This is a genomic window from Pseudomonas sp. Irchel 3F3 (genome assembly GCF_900187545.1).
Taxonomy (GTDB): Bacteria; Pseudomonadota; Gammaproteobacteria; order Pseudomonadales; family Pseudomonadaceae; genus Aquipseudomonas; species Aquipseudomonas fortuita.
Map to the genome: position 1 here is coordinate 48119 of NZ_FYDS01000018.1, position 18422 is coordinate 66540.

The 18422-nt window shown below is 62.0% G+C and carries 16 protein-coding genes; 1 reads left to right on the top strand and 15 read right to left on the bottom strand.

Translation table 11 applies throughout. The features are described from left to right. Nucleotides 1-28 precede the first annotated feature (28 nt). The gene (locus CKW35_RS26960; RefSeq protein WP_095117278.1) at nt 29-925 is read left to right on the top strand and encodes a LysR substrate-binding domain-containing protein; all 897 of its coding nucleotides are present in this window, start codon (nt 29-31) and stop codon (nt 923-925) included. Nucleotides 926-1057: 132 nt separating this feature from the next. Here CKW35_RS26960 and ispD read toward each other — a convergent pair whose 3' ends face one another. The 15 genes from ispD to bamA all read right to left on the bottom strand — a co-directional run. Further along, nucleotides 1058-1765: a 2-C-methyl-D-erythritol 4-phosphate cytidylyltransferase gene (gene ispD / locus CKW35_RS26965; protein WP_095117280.1), complete on the bottom strand. Its 708-nt coding sequence runs from the start codon at nt 1763-1765 to the stop codon at nt 1058-1060. Beyond that, nucleotides 1762-2043: a cell division protein FtsB gene (gene ftsB, locus CKW35_RS26970; RefSeq protein ID WP_016485224.1), complete on the bottom strand. Its 282-nt coding sequence runs from the start codon at nt 2041-2043 to the stop codon at nt 1762-1764. Before ftsB ends, ispD begins: the two co-directional genes overlap by 4 nt. A gap of 168 nt (nt 2044-2211) precedes the next feature. Next, complete coding sequence (gene eno / locus CKW35_RS26975; protein WP_016485223.1) at nt 2212-3501, bottom strand: phosphopyruvate hydratase; 1290 nt, start codon at nt 3499-3501, stop codon at nt 2212-2214. 153 nt (nt 3502-3654) lie between these two features. Then, nucleotides 3655-4500, bottom strand: a complete 846-nt coding sequence (gene kdsA, locus CKW35_RS26980; protein ID WP_012270852.1) for a 3-deoxy-8-phosphooctulonate synthase — start codon at nt 4498-4500, stop codon at nt 3655-3657. Between the two features lie 3 nt (nt 4501-4503). Beyond that, nucleotides 4504-6132 (bottom strand): CTP synthase, encoded by a 1629-nt coding sequence (locus tag CKW35_RS26985; protein WP_016485222.1) that lies wholly within the window; start codon nt 6130-6132, stop codon nt 4504-4506. Between the two features lie 270 nt (nt 6133-6402). After that, nucleotides 6403-7686, bottom strand: a complete 1284-nt coding sequence (gene tilS, locus CKW35_RS26990; protein WP_095117282.1) for a tRNA lysidine(34) synthetase TilS — start codon at nt 7684-7686, stop codon at nt 6403-6405. Between the two features lie 132 nt (nt 7687-7818). Continuing rightward, on the bottom strand, nt 7819-8766 hold the full coding sequence (accA, locus tag CKW35_RS26995) for an acetyl-CoA carboxylase carboxyl transferase subunit alpha (RefSeq protein ID WP_024717683.1): 948 nt from the start codon (nt 8764-8766) through the stop codon (nt 7819-7821). A 107-nt stretch (nt 8767-8873) separates the two neighbouring features. Next, nucleotides 8874-12398, bottom strand: a complete 3525-nt coding sequence (gene dnaE / locus CKW35_RS27000) for a DNA polymerase III subunit alpha (protein WP_016485219.1) — start codon at nt 12396-12398, stop codon at nt 8874-8876. 210 nt (nt 12399-12608) lie between these two features. After that, nucleotides 12609-13232 carry a ribonuclease HII gene (gene rnhB, locus CKW35_RS27005; protein ID WP_095117284.1) on the bottom strand — a complete coding sequence of 208 codons (624 nt, stop codon included), beginning with the start codon at nt 13230-13232 and terminating at the stop codon, nt 12609-12611. A gap of 1 nt (nt 13233) precedes the next feature. Next, nucleotides 13234-14361, bottom strand: a complete 1128-nt coding sequence (gene lpxB, locus CKW35_RS27010; RefSeq protein WP_023048360.1) for a lipid-A-disaccharide synthase — start codon at nt 14359-14361, stop codon at nt 13234-13236. A 1-nt stretch (nt 14362) separates the two neighbouring features. After that, a complete protein-coding gene (gene lpxA, locus CKW35_RS27015) occupies nt 14363-15139 on the bottom strand; it encodes an acyl-ACP--UDP-N-acetylglucosamine O-acyltransferase (RefSeq protein ID WP_016485216.1) in 777 nt (258 codons plus the stop codon). Next, a complete protein-coding gene (gene fabZ / locus CKW35_RS27020; protein WP_008094893.1) occupies nt 15136-15576 on the bottom strand; it encodes a 3-hydroxyacyl-ACP dehydratase FabZ in 441 nt (146 codons plus the stop codon). The genes lpxA and fabZ overlap by 4 nt, the downstream gene beginning before the upstream one ends. 114 nt (nt 15577-15690) lie before the next feature. Then, complete coding sequence (gene lpxD, locus CKW35_RS27025) at nt 15691-16746, bottom strand: UDP-3-O-(3-hydroxymyristoyl)glucosamine N-acyltransferase (protein WP_016485215.1); 1056 nt, start codon at nt 16744-16746, stop codon at nt 15691-15693. Between the two features lies 1 nt (nt 16747). Continuing rightward, a complete protein-coding gene (locus tag CKW35_RS27030; RefSeq protein WP_012270843.1) occupies nt 16748-17251 on the bottom strand; it encodes an OmpH family outer membrane protein in 504 nt (167 codons plus the stop codon). A 44-nt stretch (nt 17252-17295) separates the two neighbouring features. After that, on the bottom strand, nt 17296-18422 hold a 1127-nt coding region (bamA, locus tag CKW35_RS27035), incomplete at its 5' end, for an outer membrane protein assembly factor BamA (protein WP_095117285.1).

Below are 18422 nucleotides of genomic sequence, written 5' to 3' on the forward strand. Positions count from 1 at the left end.
AAACATTATTGCCACACAGGGACAATCCATGAGCAGCCGCTGGGAAGGCATCGACGAATTTGTCGCGGTGGCAGAATCGGGCCAGTTCACTGCAGCCGCCGAACGCCTGGGGGTTTCGTCGTCGCACATCAGCCGGCAAATCGCCCGTCTGGAAGAGCGCCTGCAGACCCGCCTGCTGTATCGCAGCACGCGCCGGGTAACCCTGAGCGAGGCCGGGCAGACCTTTCTGCAGCATTGCCAGCGTTTGCAGGATGGCCGCGAAGAAGCCCTGCGCGCCATGGGCGACCTGGCCAGCGAACCCAAGGGCTTGCTGCGCATGACCTGCGCGGTAGCCTACGGCGAGCGCTTCATCGTGCCGCTGGTGACACGGTTCATGGCGCTGTACCCCCAGTTGCGGGTGGATGTGGAACTGAGCAACCACACACTCGACCTGCTGCATGAAGGCATGGACCTGGCCATTCGCCTGGGCCGCCTTGCCGACTCTCGGCTAGTGGCCACTCGCCTGGCGCCGCGACGCATGTACCTGTGCGCCTCGCCGGCCTACCTGGAGCGTTACGGCCGGCCGCACAGCCTGTCGGAACTGGCGCGGCACAATTGCCTGGTGGGCAGTTCGGACTTGTGGGCGCTGCAGCAGGACGGCCGCGAGATCAGCCAGCGAATACAGGGCAACTGGCGCTGCAACAGTGGCCAGGCGGTGCTGGATGCGGCGCTGCAAGGGATAGGGTTGTGTCAGTTGCCGGATTACTACGTGCTGGAGCACCTGAACAGCGGTGCGCTGGTGTCTTTGCTGGAGGCACACCAGCCGCCGAATACGGCGGTGTGGGCGCTGTATCCGCAGCAGCGGCACCTGTCACCGAAGGTGCGGCGACTGGTGGATTACCTGAAGGAAGGGTTGGCGGAGTTGCCGGAATATAAGCTTGGCTGAAGGGATACATTTGCTGTGCAGGCCCATTCGCGGGTGAACCCGCTCCCACAGGTATTCCACAAGTTGCTGATCCGGTGGAGATCCTGTGGGAGCGGGTTCACCCGCGAAGAGGCCGGTACAGAAGAGCGACGTTCAGCGCCTGCCCGCCCAGCGCTGGCGCAACCATTCCAGGTCTTCGGGGCGGGTGACCTTGATGTTATCACTGCGCCCTTCCACCAGCCGCGGCGCCTGGCCGGACCATTCGATGGCAGAGGCCTCATCGGTCACCACCACATCCGACACCAGGCACTCGGCCAGCGCCCGGTGCAACGCCCCCAGGCGGAACATCTGCGGGGTATACGCCTGCCAGATGGTACTGCGGTCCACGGTAGCGCTCACCCGGCCATTGCTGTCGGCACGCTTGAGGGTGTCACGCGCCGGCACCGCCAGCAGGCCACCCACCGGGTCGCCCGCCAGCTCCGACAACAACTTGTCCAGGTCGCTGCGCGCAAGGTTTGGCCGCGCGGCATCGTGCACCAGCACCCAGTCGCTGTCCGAGGCCCCCTGGGCATGCAGTAACAGCAAAGCGTTGAGCACCGAGTCGGCGCGCTCACGCCCGCCCGCCGCGCGCTGGATGCGCGAGTCGCTGGCACAACGCAGGGCCGGCCAGTACGGGTCATCTTCAGCAAGGCTGACCACCACGCCGTTGAGCGCCGGGTGGCCAAGAAAACAGTCGAGGCTGTGCTCGAGCAGGGTCCGCCCGGCCAGCTCCAGGTATTGCTTGGGGCGGTCGGCAGCCATGCGGGCACCTACGCCCGCAGCAGGAATCACGGCCCAGAAGGCCGGCAACGTATCGATCATTTCTGTGGCAACTGGAAGAGGGTTTCGCCCTCTTTGACCATTCCCAATTCGTGGCGAGCCCGCTCTTCAACGGTCTCCATGCCTTTTTTCAGCTCCAGCACTTCGGCATCGAGCACACGGTTACGCTCGAGCAGGCGCTCGTTCTCGGCATGCTGCTCGGCAATCTGCTGCTTCAGCTCGGTCACTTGCGCCAGGCTGCCACTACCCACCCACAGGCGGTACTGCAGGCCACCCAGCAGCAGGAGCAGGACGAGGAACAACCAATAAGGACTGCGCATCTAGGTATCCAGGTTAAAAAGACCGCCGCACACTATGCATTTCGGGGTCTCAAATAGCACGAAGCCTGGCCGAGGCCAGGCTTCGTAGACAGAAACCCGTTGGAACGCAGTAAAGTTCAGTAAGAACGTTCCTACAGCTCCGGCTGCTGTCTTTTTACCATCTCTTGCTTAGCCGCGAAACTCGGCACGACCACGGTAAACCGCTTTGGCACCCAGTTGCTCTTCGATGCGCAGCAGTTGGTTGTACTTGGAAACGCGATCGGAACGGCACAGCGAACCGGTCTTGATCTGACCGGCAGCGGTACCTACGGCCAGGTCGGCAATGGTCGAATCTTCGGTTTCACCGGAACGGTGCGAGATCACCGCGGTGTAGCCCGCAGCCTTGGCCATCTGGATGGCTTCCAGGGTTTCGGTCAGCGAGCCGATCTGGTTGAACTTGATCAGGATCGAGTTACCGATGCCCTTCTCGATGCCTTCTTTGAGGATCTTGGTGTTGGTCACGAAAAGGTCGTCGCCAACCAGCTGTACCTTCTCGCCGATCTTGTCGGTGAGGATCTTCCAGCCAGCCCAGTCGGACTCGTCCAGGCCGTCTTCGATCGAGATGATCGGGAAGCGCTCGGTCAGGCCTTTCAGGTACTCGGCGAAGCCTTCGGCATCGAACGACTTGCCTTCACCAGACAGGTTGTACTTGCCGTCTTCGTAGAATTCGGAAGCCGCGCAGTCCAGGGCCAGGGTCACATCGGTGCCCAGCTTGTAGCCGGCCTTTTCAACGGCTTCAGCGATGGCGCCCAGGGCGTCTTCGTTGGATGCCAGGTTAGGGGCGAAGCCACCTTCATCACCTACGGCGGTGTTCAGGCCACGGGCCTTCAGCACGGCTTTGAGGTGGTGGAAGATTTCGGTACCCATGCGCAGGCCGTCGGAGAAGGTCTTGGCGCCAACCGGCTGAACCATGAACTCCTGGATATCGACGTTGTTGTCGGCGTGCTCGCCACCGTTGATGATGTTCATCATCGGAACCGGCATCGAGTACTGGCCTGGGGTGCCGTTCAGGTTGGCGATATGCGCGTACAGCGGCAGGTCCTGGTCCTGGGCAGCGGCCTTGGCGGCAGCCAGGGAAACAGCCAGGATGGCGTTGGCGCCCAGCTTGGCCTTGTTCTCGGTACCGTCCAGTTCGATCATGGCGCGGTCCAGGGCCTTCTGGTCGGAAGGGTCCTTGCCCAGCAGCAGCTCACGGATCGGGCCGTTGATGTTGCCGACGGCTTTCAGCACGCCCTTGCCCAGGTAACGGCTCTTGTCGCCATCACGCAGCTCCAGCGCTTCGCGCGAGCCGGTGGAAGCACCGGACGGCGCGCAAGCGCTGCCGATGATGCCGTTGTCGAGCAGTACATCGGCTTCCACGGTGGGGTTGCCACGCGAATCGAGAACTTCACGACCTTTGATGTCGACGATTTTTGCCATTGTTGTAAGCACTCCAGAATTGACGAAAACAACCTAGCTTAAGAAATTCTTGCCGTTCACCAGGCGGGTTTGCAGTGGGCAGGCCGGGTGAAGGGAGCCCCTGACCGATTGGTCAGGGGTGGATCGGGCGCTACTTTACCCGAGAAATGAGCTTTACGCGGTTTCTACCGTCGGAAAACTTTTTACCAGGTCATCCAGTTGCTTGAGCTGGGCCAGGAATGGCTCCAGTTTGTCCAGGCGCAGGGCGCATGGGCCATCGCACTTGGCGTTGTCCGGGTCGGGGTGGGCTTCAAGGAACAGGCCGGCCAGCCCCTGGCTCATGCCTGCCTTGGCCAGGTCGGTGACCTGGGCGCGACGGCCGCCGGCGGAATCGCTACGGCCACCCGGCATCTGCAGGGCGTGGGTCACGTCAAAGAATACCGGATACTCGAACTGCTTCATGATGCCGAAGCCGAGCATGTCCACCACCAGGTTGTTGTAGCCGAAGCTAGAACCGCGCTCGCAGAGGATCAACTGGTCGTTACCGGCCTCTTCGCACTTGGCCAGGATATGTTTCATTTCCTGGGGTGCGAGGAACTGGGCTTTCTTGATGTTGATCACCGCGCCGGTCTTGGCCATGGCAACCACCAGGTCGGTCTGCCGCGACAGGAAGGCCGGTAGCTGGATGATGTCGCAGACCTTGGCAACAGGCTCGGCCTGGTAAGGCTCGTGCACGTCGGTGATCACCGGCACGTTGAAGGTGCGCTTGATCTCTTCGAAGATCTTCAGCCCTTCTTCCATGCCCGGACCACGGTAGGACGTTACCGACGAACGGTTGGCCTTGTCGAAACTCGCCTTGAACACGTACGGGATACCGAGCTTCTCGGTCACCCGCACGTACTCTTCGCAGACCTTCATTGCCAGGTCACGGGACTCCAGGACGTTCATGCCGCCGAACAGGACGAACGGCTTGTCGTTGGCGATCTCGATGTTACCGACGCGAATGATCTTCTGGGTCATTGATCAGGCCTTGTTCTTCTGAGCCAGGGCTGCCTTGACGAAACCACTGAACAGCGGGTGGCCGTCACGCGGGGTGGAGGTGAATTCCGGGTGGAACTGGCAGGCGACGAACCATGGGTGGTCCTTGGACTCGACCACTTCCACCAGCGCACCGTCTTCGGAACGACCGGAAACCACCAGGCCTGCATCGACCAGTTGCGGCAGCAGGTTGTTGTTCACTTCGTAGCGGTGACGGTGACGCTCGGTGATCACGTCCTTGTTGTAGCAGTCGTGCACCTTGGAGCCGGCGGCCAGTTGGCAATCCTGTGCGCCCAGGCGCATGGTGCCGCCCAGGTCGGAAGCCTCGGTACGGGTTTCGACGGCGCCGGTGGCATCTGCCCACTCGGTGATCAGGCCGACCACCGGGTGGCCGCTGTTGCGGTCGAATTCGGTGGAGTTGGCGTCTTTCCAGCCCATCACGTTACGGGCAAACTCGATCACGGCCACCTGCATGCCCAGGCAGATGCCCAGGTACGGTACTTTGTTCTCACGGGCATACTGCACCGCGGTGATCTTGCCTTCCACGCCACGCAGGCCGAAACCGCCCGGCACCAGAATGGCGTCGGCGCCCTCGAGCAGGCTGGTACCCTGGTTCTCGATGTCTTCCGAGTCGATATAGCGCAGGTTTACCTTGGTGCGGTTGGTGATGCCGGCGTGGCTCATCGCTTCGATCAGCGACTTGTACGCATCCAGCAGCTCCATGTACTTGCCGACCATGGCGATGGTCACTTCATGCTCCGGGTTGAGCTTGGCATCGACCACCTTGTCCCACTCGGACAGGTCGGCACCATTGCACTGCAAGCCGAAACGTTCGACGACGAAGTCGTCCAGGCCCTGAGCGTGCAGCACGCCCGGGATCTTGTAGATGGTGTCGACATCTTCCAGCGAAATTACCGCACGCTCTTCAACGTTGGTGAACAGCGCAATCTTGCGACGCGACGAGGCATCGACCGGGTGGTCGGAGCGGCAGATCAGCACGTCAGGCTGCAAGCCGATGGAGCGCAGCTCCTTGACCGAGTGCTGGGTCGGCTTGGTCTTGGTTTCGCCAGCGGTGGCGATGTACGGGACCAGGGTCAGGTGCATCAGCATGGCGCGCTTGGAGCCCACTTCGACGCGCAGCTGGCGGATCGCCTCAAGGAACGGCTGCGACTCGATGTCACCCACGGTACCGCCGATTTCCACCAGGGCCACGTCGGCATCGCCGGCACCCTTGATGATACGACGCTTGATTTCGTCGGTGATGTGCGGAATGACCTGGATGGTCGCGCCCAGATAGTCACCACGACGCTCTTTACGCAGCACGTGCTCGTAAATGCGACCGGTGGTGAAGTTGTTGTTCTGGGTCATGGTGGTGCGGATGAACCGCTCGTAGTGGCCCAGGTCGAGGTCAGTCTCGGCGCCATCCTGGGTGACGAACACTTCCCCGTGCTGGAACGGGCTCATGGTGCCCGGGTCGACGTTGATGTACGGATCCAGCTTGAGCATGGTGACCTTCAGGCCCCGCGCTTCCAGGATGGCCGCCAGGGAAGCCGAGGCAATGCCTTTCCCCAATGAAGAAACAACACCGCCCGTGACGAATATGTAGCGCGTCATGAAAAACCCTAGAAGTCTGCGTTAAGGCGGCCAGCGCCGCCGGAGAAAGCGAAGGAAGGCCGAAGCCCCCGATCACCTGCGTCAATCACAGTGCATCTCGAAAAACTGTCGCGTCTGTACAGACCAGGGGTATCCCCGGCATGGAGCTCGCTCGTCATTTCCAGAATTCAGCCCAGCAAAAAACTGCTTGGTAATCGGCAACCCCTGTGTTTTCGCGGAAGCCACAGAAGTTGTATCAAGAAGGGAGGGTAGTCTACCGGAATGTACCCTTCATCTCAAACCTTGCGCGCTGGTCGGCAACTGCCAATGCAGCTGGCAATCCGCCTGCACCAGCCCGGGCAGGTTGGCCACCGCCAGCAGGCGCCCGCCCTGATAGAGCAATGGCAGGCGCGGACGCAGGAAATGCGGCACCTGCTGCTCATTGAGCAGGCGCTTGAAGTCGCGCTGGCCGCGCCCTGGGACCTCCAGCCTTTCGCCGCCCTGGCGGTAGGCAATGCGCAGGCCAGCCAGCGGCCCGGCGACATCAAGACGCACCCTGCCGTTTCCTGGCAGCACCAGGGCAGCAGCTGAATTGAGCCAGGCTAGTTCGCCGACAGGCTGCTGCAACCAGTCGCCGCTCAGCCACCAGATGCGACCTTGGCTGCGCACCAGCTCCCCATCGGCAAGCCGCCAGACGGGCTGGGCATCGGCGGCGGCATCGCGCAGGTCGCCCCAGCCAGCCCAATGCCGGGCGTCGGGCAGACGGGTGCGCCGGCTCAGCCAATATTGAACGGCATTACGCTGACGGGCCGGCGACAGCGTCACCAGGGCGGCCAGGTCGAGGGATTCCAGTCCCGACCAGGCAAGGGGCGCGCCTTCTTGCGCAGCCGCCAGGTCGCTCTGGGCCAGTTCGTCCAGCAGGCCCAGCGCTTCACCCAGGTGCTCGGCGGCACGAGCGAAGTTCTGGCCGGCCTGCGGCCAACGTTGCTGCAAGTGCGGGAACACCTCGCCACGCAGGTAGTTGCGGGCAAATTGTGTGTCGCTATTCGAAGGGTCTTCAATCCATGCAAGCCCGTTCACCCGGGCATAGTCATGCAGTTGCTGGCGTGAACAACCCAGCAACGGCCTGATCAGGCTGCCCTGCCCTAGCGCCCGCTGCGCAGGCATCGCCGCCAGGCCACGCAGGCCGGCGCCGCGCAACAGGCGGAACAACAGCGTTTCAGCCTGGTCGTCGCGGTGCTGCCCGGTAAACAGCATGTCGCCTGGGCCCAAGGCTTGCTCGAAAGCGGCATAGCGAGCGTTGCGGGCAGCCTGTTCGAGGCTGGCGCCGGGAGTGACCTGGACGTGAATGACCTGAAGTTCGATGCCAAAGTTGTCGCAGATGGCTTGGCAGTGGGCAGGCCAGGCGTCGGCCGCGGCTTGCAGGCCGTGGTGGATATGGATGGCGCGCAGCGGGGGGGAAGCGTGGTTGCGGGCGTGGGTGGCCAGCAGGTGCAGGAGGACGGTCGAGTCGAGACCACCGGAGAAGGCTATGTACCAGGTGGGGGCTTGCAGCCAGGGGGTGAGGTTGATCATGAGGGCCTCACATGGCTTGAGATTGCCGGGGGGGCTTTGCACCCCATTCGCCGGCAAGCCAGGCTCCCACAAAGCTCACCGTGGGAGCCCGGCTTGCCGGCGAATGGGCCGCAGAGCGGCCCCTTTGGTATGTCAGAGGCCGTAGCTCATCAGGCGCTCGTAACGGCGAGCCAGCAGCGCGTCGTTGTCCAGCTTGCCGAGCATGTCCAGCTGCTGTATCAGGTCAGCGCGGATGCTTTCCGACACTTTCACCGGGTCACGATGGGCGCCGCCCAACGGCTCCTGGATGACCTTGTCGACGATGTTCAGGCTCTTCAGGCGCTCGGCAGTGATGCCCATTGCCTCGGCTGCGTCGCACGCCTTGTCGGCAGTCTTCCACAGGATCGAAGCGCAACCTTCCGGCGAGATCACCGAGTAGGTGGAGTATTGCAGCATGTTCAGCTGGTCGCACACGCCGATCGCCAGTGCACCGCCAGACCCGCCCTCACCGATCACGGTGGCGATGATCGGGGTTTTAAGGCGCGCCATCACGCGCAGGTTCCAGGCGATTGCCTCGCTCTGGTTGCGCTCTTCGGCGTCGATGCCCGGGTAGGCACCCGGGGTGTCGATGAAGGTCAGGATCGGCATCTTGAAGCGCTCGGCCATTTCCATCAGGCGGCACGCCTTGCGGTAGCCCTCCGGGCGCGGCATGCCGAAGTTGCGGCGTACCTTTTCGCGCACTTCACGGCCCTTCTGGTGGCCGATGACCATGACCGGCTTGCCATCCAGGCGCGCGGTACCACCTACGATGGCGGCGTCGTCGGAGAAGTGGCGGTCACCGTGCAGCTCTTCGAACTCGGTGAAGATGTGCTCCAGGTAGTCCAGGGTGTAAGGACGACGCGGGTGACGTGCCAGGCGGGCGATCTGCCAGCTGGTCAGGTTGCCGAAGATGCTTTCGGTCAGTGTGTTGCTCTTGTCTTGCAGACGGGCAATTTCATCGCTGATGTTCAGCGAATTGTCGTTGCCTACCAGGCGCAGGCCTTCGATCTTGGCTTGCAGGTCGGCAATCGGCTGTTCGAAATCGAGAAAATTCGGGTTCATAGTCATCCGTCTTGGGTCTACGGCCAGGCGGCCGGCCGGTTGATCCGTTTGGCGCCATACCTTAAGGGATCAGGCGCATTCAGGTCGAGATTAAATTTTTGGTCGGTTCAACGATATTGCAGGAAGACGTTCTCACGCCCGAACTGGTCACGCAGCGCCTGAATCAGCCCGTCGGCCGGGTCGATCGACCACTGCTCACCAAACTGCAGCATGGCCTTGGCGTCGCTGCCGGTGTACTCCAGGGTAATCGGGCAAGCACCGCGATGGCGCGTGATCAGCTCGCCCAGCCACTTCAGCCGGTCGCCTTTCAGCGCCTCGTGTGCCACCTTCAGGCGCAGGCTCTCGGCCAGCTTGGTGCGCGCATCTTCCATGGTCATCACCTGCTTCACCCGCAGGCGCAGGCCACCCGAAAAGTCATCGTTGCTGACCTCGCCTTCGACAACCACCATGGCATCGGCCTGCAGCAAAGACTGTGCCGCCATGAAGGAATCAGCGAACAGGGAGGCCTCGATGCGGCCGGAACGGTCATCCAGGGTGACGAAGCCCATCTTGTCGCCCTTCTTGTTCTTCATCACCCGCAGGGCAATGATCATGCCGGCGATAGTCTGGGTCTCGCGCGACGGCTTGAGGTCAATGATGCGCTGACGGGCGAAGCGGCGGATCTCTGCCTCGTACTCGTCGATCGGGTGACCGGTGAGGTACAGGCCCAAGGTGTCCTTCTCGCCCTTCAGGCGCTCCTTGAGGGTGAGCTCGCGCACCTTGCGGTGATTGGCATAGACATCGACTTGCGCTTCATCGAACATGCTGCCAAACAGGTCGACATGGCCACTGTCCGCCGTATGGGCTGCCTGCTCGGCTGCCTTGATGGCTTCGCCCAGCGCCGAGAGCAAGGTTGCACGGTTGATGTCGATGTTGGCCTGGTAGGCCTTGATCTCGTCATGGAAGTGCGGGCCCAGGCGGTCCAGTGCGCCGCTGCGCACCAGGGCATCCAGGGTGCGCTTGTTCACCCGCTTGAGGTCGATGCGTTCACAGAAATCGAACAGGTCCTTGAACGGCCCGCCTTGGGCGCGGGCCTCGACAATGGCCTCCACCGGGCCTTCGCCGACGCCTTTGATCGCGCCCAGACCGTAGACGATTCGGCCGTCGTTGTTGACGGTGAACTTGAAGTCGGAGAAGTTCACGTCGGGCGCGTCGAGGCGCAACTTCATGCTGCGGACTTCTTCTACCAGCACAACCACCTTGTCGGTGTTATGCATATCCGCCGACAGCACGGCAGCCATGAACGGCGCCGGGAAGTGGGTTTTCAGCCAGGCCGTCTGGTAGGACACCAGGCCATAGGCGGCGGAGTGGGATTTGTTGAAGCCATACCCCGCAAACTTTTCCACCAGATCAAAGATGTTACCGGCCAGGTCGGCATCGATGCCGTTGTTGGCGCAACCTTCGATGAAACCACCACGCTGCTTGGCCATTTCCTCGGGCTTTTTCTTACCCATGGCCCGGCGCAGCATGTCCGCACCACCGAGGGTGTAGCCCGCCATCACCTGGGCGATCTGCATCACCTGTTCCTGGTACAGGATGATGCCATAGGTAGGCGCCAGCACCGGCTGCAGGCCTTCATACTGGTAATCCGGGTGCGGATAGGCCAGCTCGGCACGGCCGTGCTTACGGTTGATGAAGTCGTCCACCATGCCCGACTGCAACGGGCCCGGGCGGAACAGCGCCACCAGTGCGATAAGGTCCTCGAGGCAGTCGGGTTTGAGCTTCTTGATCAGCTCCTTCATGCCCCGGGATTCAAGCTGGAACACCGCCGTTGTTTCTGCTTTTTGCAGCAACTCGTACGTCTTGCGGTCATCCAGCGGGATGAAGTCGATGTTCAGATCGGGCAGGTTCTTCTTGGCCTGCTCGCGGTTGATGATCTCCATCGCCCACTTGATGATGGTCAGGGTACGCAAGCCGAGGAAGTCGAACTTGACCAGGCCGGCGGCCTCGACGTCGTCCTTGTCGAACTGGGTGACCAGGCCGCCGCCCTCTTCATCACAGGCGATCGGCGAAAAATCGGTGAGCTTGGTCGGCGCGATAACCACACCACCGGCGTGCTTGCCGGTACCCCGGGTGACGCCTTCCAGCTTCAGCGCCATGTCCCAGATTTCGCGGGCGTCCTCGTCACCCTTGAGGAAGTCGCGCAGGATTTCTTCCTGCTCGTAGGCCTTCTCCAGGGTCATGCCCACTTCGAACGGGATCATCTTGGACAGGCGGTCGGCCAGGCCGTACGACTTGCCCTGCACCCGCGCCACGTCACGCACCACCGCCTTGGCGGCCATGGTGCCAAAGGTGATGATCTGGCTGACCGCATTGCGCCCGTAGGCATCGGCCACATATTCGATCACCCGGTCCCGGCCGTCCATGCAGAAGTCGACGTCAAAGTCGGGCATGGAAACACGTTCAGGGTTGAGGAAGCGCTCGAAGAGCAAGTCGTAGGCCAGCGGGTCGAGGTCGGTGATCTTCAGCACGTAGGCCACCAGCGAGCCTGCACCCGAACCACGGCCAGGTCCCACCGGCACGCCGTTGTTCTTGGCCCACTTGATGAAGTCCATCACGATCAGGAAGTAACCGGGGAAGCCCATCTGGATAATGATATCCAGCTCGAATTTCAGGCGGTCCAGGTACACCTGGCGCTTCTCTTCGTAATTGGGCGTGGTCTCTTTGGGCCACAGTACCGCCAGGCGCTCTTCCAGGCCTTCGTGGGAAACGTGACGCAGGTAATCGTCGATGCCCATGCCGTTCGGCGTAGGAAAGTCGGGCAGGAAGTGTTTGCCCAGTTGCACCTGGATGTTGCAGCGCTTGGCGATCTCGACGGTGTTGGCGATGGCATCGGGCAAGTCGCTGAACAGCTCGGCCATTTCCTCGGCCGATTTCAGGTACTGCTGGTCACTGTAGCCACGCGGGCGGCGCGGGTCATCAAGGGTCCAGCCTTCACCAATGCACACGCGGGTTTCGTGGGCGTCGAAGTCCGCTTGCTTGATGAAACGCACGTCGTTGGTGGCCACCAGCGGGGCACCAAGCTTGTCGGCCAGCGCCACCGCCGCGTGCACGTATTCCTCGTCGCGAGCGCGGTTGGTGCGCTGTACTTCAACGTAGAAGCGCTCGGGGAACATGCCCATCCAGTCTTGCAGCAAGGCCTGAGCTTCTTCGTCCCGGCCGGACAACAAGGCCATGCCGATATCGCCTTCCTTGCCCGCTGAAAGGGCAATCAGGCCCTCGCTGGCAGGGGCGATCCAGTCCCGCTGAAGAATGACCAGGCCGTTACGCTGGCCTTCGGTCCAGCCGCGCGAGATCAACTCGGTGAGGTTGCGGTAACCCTTGGGGTCCATGGCCAGGAAGCAGATGCGCGACAGCGGGGCTTCCGGGTCGGCACCGGCCAGCCACAGGTCGGCACCACAGATCGGCTTGATGCCCGCGCCCATGGCCGTCTTGTAGAACTTCACCAGCGAGCACATGTTGCTCTGGTCGGTGATCGCCACCGCCGGCATGTTCATCCCGGCCAGCGCCTTGGCCAGCGGTTTGATCCGCACCAGGCCGTCGACCAGCGAGAATTCGGAGTGGACGCGCAGGTGAACGAAGGGAACCGACATGGAAGATCCTGTAGCAGTGCTTAACGACAAGGGCGGGATTGTAGCTCAAATGGGGAAGAGATTTGGGGCTGCTTGCACCCTCCCTGCAGGAGCAGCCTTGTGCTGCGAAGAGGCCAGTACCGGCGTAGCAACTGCATTTACCTGACTGGCCCTTTCGTAGCACAAGGCTGCTCCTACAAGAGCGAAAGGGCCGCGAAGGGCCCTGGCAGGTCAGATCAGGGAATGGGTGACGCCTTCGCGTGCTTCCCAGGCCGCCCGCACCGGGGCAAAGGAACGCCGATGAATGGGCGTAGGCCCCAACCGCGCCAACGCCTCAAGGTGCACCGGGGTCGGGTACCCCTTGTGCCCACCAATGCCATACCCGGGGTAGATCAGCTCGAACGCGCTCATCTCACGGTCACGGCTGACCTTGGCCAGGATCGAGGCAGCCGCAATAGCCGGCACCTGGCTATCGCCTTTGACCACCGGCGACGCCGGAACGGCCAGCTTCGGGCAGCGGTTGCCATCGATCAGGGCCAGTTTCGGCGTAATGTGCAGGCCTTCCACCGCGCGCTGCATGGCCAGCATTGTGGCCTGCAGGATGTTCAAGCGGTCGATTTCTTCGACCTCGGCACGAGCGATGCAGAAGCTCAGGGCCTTTTCACAGATCTCGTCGAACAACGCCTCGCGCTTGGCTTCAGTGAGTTTCTTCGAGTCGTTCAGGCCGAGGATCGGGCGCGCCGGATCAAGGATTACCGCCGCCGTTACCACCGCACCGCACAGCGGGCCGCGGCCGACTTCGTCGACGCCGGCGACCAGGTCCTCGACCAGGTTGAAGTCCAGTCCAATTTGCATGTCAGCGGTCCTTGAGCAAGGCCAGTACCGCCTCGGCCGCCTGGTTGGAGGCGTCACGGCGCAGGGTGCGGTGAATTTCGTCGAAACGTTCGGTCTGCTGGCTGCCATCGCGCACCAGCGGCGCGAGGGTGTTGGCCAGGGCATCGCTGGTGGCGGCGTCCTGCAACAATTCGGGCACCAGTTCGCGCTGGGCGAGCAGGTTCGGCAATGACACGTAAGGGCTCTTGACCAGGCGCTTGAGGATCCAGTAGGTCAAGGGCGCCAAACGGTAGGCTACCACCATGGGGCGCTTGTACAGCAGCGCTTCGAGGGTGGCGGTACCCGAGGCGATCAAGACCGCATCACAGGCTGCCAGCGCCTGGTGCGACTGGCCATCGAGCAGGGTCAGCGGCAGTACCCGGCCTTCGAGCATGTGTTCAACCTGGGCACGACGCGCGGCGTTGGCGCAGGGCAGCACGAAGTGCACGCCCGGTACCTGCTGCTGCAGACGCTCGGCGGCGTCAAGGAACAACGCCCCCAGGCGCCCTACTTCGCCGCCCCGGCTGCCGGGCATCAGCGCAACCACCGGGCCCGCGCCCAGGCCAAGCGCAGCACGTGCTGCAAGGCGGTCGGCTTGCAGCGGTATGGTGTCGGCCAGCGGATGACCGACAAAACGCACCGGCACGCCCTGCTCTTCATAGAACCGCGCCTCGAACGGCAGCAGCGTCAGCATCAGGTCGCAGCCTTCGCGAATTTTCAGCACGCGCTTCTGCCGCCAGGCCCAGACCGACGGGCTGACGTAATGCACGGTCTTGATCCCGACCTGACGCAGTTTCAGTTCGATGTTGAGGGTGAAGTCAGGGGCGTCAATGCCGATGAAGACATCCGGCTTTGCGTCGATCAGTGTCTGGATCAGCAGCTTGCGGCGCTTGAGCAGCTCGCGCAGGCGCCCCAGCACTTCGACCAGGCCCATGACCGCCAGGCGCTCCATGGGGAAGTACGATTGCAGCCCTTCGGCTTCCATCAAAGGGCCGCCAACGCCAATGAAACGTACATCGGGGTGGCGCGCCTTGAGGGCACGCATCAAGCCTGAACCAAGGATATCGCCGCTGGCCTCACCCGCGACCAAGGCTACGCAAAGCGGGGCCATGTCAGCGGGTGATGCCGCGGGCGGAGTTCACGATCGACTGACGGAACAGTTCGACCTCAGGGTGCTTCGCAGCCATCTCGGCCAGCTCCTTGAGCGCGTCTTCGACGGTCAGGCTCTGACGATAGACAATCTTGTAGCAACGACGCAGTACGTGAATCACCTCGTCGCTGAAACCGCGGCGGCGCATGCCTTCGAAGTTCATGCTGCGGGCTTCGGCCGGGCTGCCGAACACGGTGACGAAGGCCGGGACGTCCTTGCCGATTGCCGTGCCCATGCCGGAAAACGCGTGGGCACCGATATGACAATACTGATGCACCAGGGTGTAGCCGGACAGGATCGCCCAGTCCCCCACATGCACATGGCCTGCCAGGGCCGTGTTATTGACCAGGATGCAGTGGTTGCCGATGACGCTGTCGTGGCCGATGTGGGCATAAGCCATGATCAGGTTATGGTCGCCCACGGTGGTTTCCGCACGGTCCTGAACGGTGCCGCGGTGAATGGTCACCCCTTCGCGGAACACATTGTGATCACCGATCACCAGGCGCGTCGGCTCCCCCTTGTACTTGAGGTCCGGGGTATCTTCGCCGATGGAGGAAAACTGAAAGATACGGTTGTGCTTGCCGATACGGGTCGGCCCTTTGAGCACAACATGCGGGCCGATAACGGTACCCTCCCCGATTTCCACATCGGGGCCAACGATCGACCAAGGGCCGACCTCGACACCATCGGCCAGCTTGGCCGACGGATCGATAATGGCCCGAGGATCAATCGAATTCATAGGGAGCGTTCCGCGCATGTGATCTGTGCCGAGCAAACCGGCTTGCCGTCCACCAGAGCGCGGCATTCGAATTTCCAGATCATGCTCTTGCGGCTCAGGAACTTGGCTTCCAGCACCAACTGGTCACCCGGCAGTACCGGCTGACGGAAACGCAGCTTGTCGGAACCGACGAAGTAATACAGGGTGCCATCAGCCGGCTTGGCATCGAGCATCTTGAAACCGAGGATGCCTGCCGCCTGGGCCATGGCTTCGATGATCAAAACGCCCGGCATGATCGGGTGCGCCGGGAAATGGCCGTTGAAGAACGGCTCGTTGATGCTGACATTCTTGTAGGCACGAATGCTCTGGGCCTCGAAGTCCAGATCCGTCACCCGGTCCACCAGCAGGAACGGGTAACGGTGAGGCAGGTATTCGCGAATCTCGTTGATGTCCATCATTTCGGGGGGGAAGCCTGTAATAAGAATAGGGAGCGCAGGTGCTGAACACACGCTCCTTTAGCAATCCAAAGAGGAGCCAGCTAGCGACTGTTCACTCTTGCTCAGGGAATGGTATCAGCCTTCTGATGTCGGCAGGCCACCTGAGGTCACGGTATCGACGCGTTTTTCCAGCTGCTGGAGGCGCTTGGCCATGTCATCAAGCTGGCGGATACGCGCAGCGCTCTTGCGCCAGTCAGCCAAAGGCTGCATGGCAGTGCCGGATGAATAGGAACCGGGTTCAGTGATCGAACGGGTTACCATTGTCATCCCGGAAATAAATACGTTATCGCAAATATCAATGTGCCCTACCAGGCCCACGCCCCCGGCCAGCATGCAATGCTTGCCGATACGCGTACTGCCGGAAATGCCCACACAAGCGGCCATGGCCGTGTGGTCACCAATCTGCACGTTGTGGGCGATCTGGATCTGGTTGTCGAGCTTGACCCCGTCACCGATTCGCGTGTCGGACAGCGCACCACGGTCGACGGCAGTATTGACGCCGATTTCCACGTCATCACCAATGGTGACGCCACCGATCTGGGCGATCTTGCGCCAGATACCCTTCTCATTGGCAAAGCCGAAGCCCTCGCCGCCGATCACAGCACCCGACTGGATGACCACGCGCTTGCCGATGACGACGTCGTGATACAACGTAACACGCGGCGCTAGCCAGCCCCCTTCACCTACAACGCAACGTGCACCGACGAAGCAATGCGCGCCGATGCTGACATCAGCCTCGATGCGCGCACCGCTTTCGATCACCGCGAACGGGCCGATGCTGGCGCTGGCGTCCACCTGCGCGTCCCCAGCCACCACGGCGCTGGGATGGATTCCCGCCACAGCCTTGGGTTTGGGGTCGAACAGGTGGGAAATACGCGCATACGCCTGGTACGGGTCGGCCACAATCAGGGCATTGCCAGCGAAGCTTTCGGCATCCGCAGCCTTGAGCAATACCGCACCCGCCTGGCAGTTATCCAGGTACTTGCGGTACTGCGGGTTGGCGAGGAAGCTCAATTGACCGGGGCCAGCCTCCTGCAAGGTGGCCAGCCCGGTAATCTGCAATGCCTCGGGCCCCTTGAGGGTGGCACCGAGGGCCTCGGCCAGCTGGCCTAGCGTCATGGTCACACTCATATCAACGGGCTTGGTTCATGCGCTCGATGACCTGGCGGGTGATGTCGTACTGAGGCTTGACATCGATGACCGCGCCACGCTCGAGGACCAGGTCGAAACCGCCTTTCTTGATCACTTCCTCGACAGCGCCATCCAGCTTCGGCTTCAGTTGCTTGAGCATGTCGCGATCAGCAACGGCCTTGGCTTCGTTCAGCTCCTTGGACTGGAACTGGAAGTCACGGGCCTTTTGCTTGAACTCGAGCTCCAGGCGCTCACGCTCCTGCTGCTGCATCTTGTCACCGCCTTTGATCAGGCGGTCCTGGATGCCCTTGGCGCTGCTTTCCAGGCTTTTCAGCTTGGTCAGTTGCGGGCCGAACTTCTTCTCGGCATCAACCGCGTATTTCTTGGCGGCATCCGACTCGAGCAGTGCCATCTGATAGTTCAGGACGGCAACCTTCATTTCGGCGAATGCCGGGGTGGCGACCAGCGCCGCGGCCACTACGGCCAGTTGAGCCAATTTACGCACGATGCACTCCTGGATAAACCGTTGTCGTTAAGCAAGGGCCGACCTTAGAAGGTCTGGCCCAGAGAGAATTGGAACACCTGGGTATCGGCATCGTCCGGCTTCTTGACCGGCATTGCCAGGCTGAAGCTCAACGGGCCCAGTGCGGTAATCCAGGTCACACCCAGGCCGACCGAACTGGCCATGCCCGAGAAGCCGACCTTTTCGCAATCAGGCTTGTTGCCGCAGTTGGTGTCGAACACGTTACCCACGTCCCAGAACACGGAGGTGCGCAGCGAACGCTGGTCCTTGACGAACGGCAGCGGGAACAGCAGCTCGACACCGCCCTGTACCAGCACGTTGCCACCGAACGGCAGCGGATCCTTGTCCGGGTCTTCGATAGTGCCAGGTCTGCCGCCGTTGGCCGCACCCTTACTCGGCGTGCTACGCGGGCCCAGGCTGCTGTCCTTGAAGCCACGCACGGAGTTGAAGCCACCTGCGAAGTAGTTCTCGTAGAACGGCAGGCCCGAAGTGCTGCCATAACCATCACCATAGCCCAGCTCGGTGTGCAGGCGCAGGGTGTAGTCGTTGTTGATCGGCTGGAACAACTGGCCACGGTAGTCCAGCTTGAAGAACGACAAGTCGCTGCCAGGAATGGTGGATTCCAGGGTCAGGCTTTGCGAGTGACCACGGGTGGCCAGCACGCCTTTGTTCAGGGTCGACTCGGACCAGCCAATCGATGCCTTGAAGTTCAGGAAGTTTTCGCCCTCCTGATCGAGGAAGTCGAAGATCTCGTCAACGGTGTACTTGCCGGTCTTGATCTTGTCCTGCTGCACGCTCAGGCCGTATGTCAGGCGCGAGGTCTCGCTGATCGGGTAACCCAGGCTGACGCCTGCACCCAGGCTGTCCACTGCGTAGCTGGCCACGTCGACGTCGAGGTCGTCGTAGTTGGTGCTGCGGTAGAAGGCGTTGTAACCCAGGCTGACGCCATCGGCAGTGAAGTAGGGGTCCACGAAGCCGAAGTTGTAGCGGGTCTGGTATTCCGAGCGGGTCAGGCCGATGGACACCTTGTTACCGGTACCGAGGAAGTTGCTCTGGCTGATCGAACCCCCGAGGATCAGGCCGGCGCTCTGGGCGAAACCGACGCTGGCGGTGATCGAGCCGGAGGCTTGCTCTTCGACGCTGTAGTTGACGT

Excerpts from the sequence above, each read along its gene's own strand:
- fabZ (WP_008094893.1), bottom strand. The coding sequence starts at position 15,576 with ATGATGGACATCAACGAGATTCGCGAATACCTGCCTCACCGTTACCCG.
- lpxB (WP_023048360.1), bottom strand. The coding sequence starts at position 14,361 with ATGGCCCCGCTTTGCGTAGCCTTGGTCGCGGGTGAGGCCAGCGGCGAT.
- CKW35_RS26960 (WP_095117278.1), top strand. The coding sequence starts at position 29 with ATGAGCAGCCGCTGGGAAGGCATCGACGAATTTGTCGCGGTGGCAGAA.
- dnaE (WP_016485219.1), bottom strand. The coding sequence starts at position 12,398 with ATGTCGGTTCCCTTCGTTCACCTGCGCGTCCACTCCGAATTCTCGCTG.
- accA (WP_024717683.1), bottom strand. The coding sequence starts at position 8,766 with ATGAACCCGAATTTTCTCGATTTCGAACAGCCGATTGCCGACCTGCAA.
- kdsA (WP_012270852.1), bottom strand. The coding sequence starts at position 4,500 with ATGACCCAGAAGATCATTCGCGTCGGTAACATCGAGATCGCCAACGAC.
- CKW35_RS26985 (WP_016485222.1), bottom strand. The coding sequence starts at position 6,132 with ATGACGCGCTACATATTCGTCACGGGCGGTGTTGTTTCTTCATTGGGG.
- eno (WP_016485223.1), bottom strand. The coding sequence starts at position 3,501 with ATGGCAAAAATCGTCGACATCAAAGGTCGTGAAGTTCTCGATTCGCGT.
- ispD (WP_095117280.1), bottom strand. The coding sequence starts at position 1,765 with ATGATCGATACGTTGCCGGCCTTCTGGGCCGTGATTCCTGCTGCGGGC.
- rnhB (WP_095117284.1), bottom strand. The coding sequence starts at position 13,232 with ATGCAAATTGGACTGGACTTCAACCTGGTCGAGGACCTGGTCGCCGGC.
- tilS (WP_095117282.1), bottom strand. The coding sequence starts at position 7,686 with ATGATCAACCTCACCCCCTGGCTGCAAGCCCCCACCTGGTACATAGCC.
- ftsB (WP_016485224.1), bottom strand. The coding sequence starts at position 2,043 with ATGCGCAGTCCTTATTGGTTGTTCCTCGTCCTGCTCCTGCTGCTGGGT.
- lpxD (WP_016485215.1), bottom strand. The coding sequence starts at position 16,746 with ATGAGTGTGACCATGACGCTAGGCCAGCTGGCCGAGGCCCTCGGTGCC.
- lpxA (WP_016485216.1), bottom strand. The coding sequence starts at position 15,139 with ATGAATTCGATTGATCCTCGGGCCATTATCGATCCGTCGGCCAAGCTG.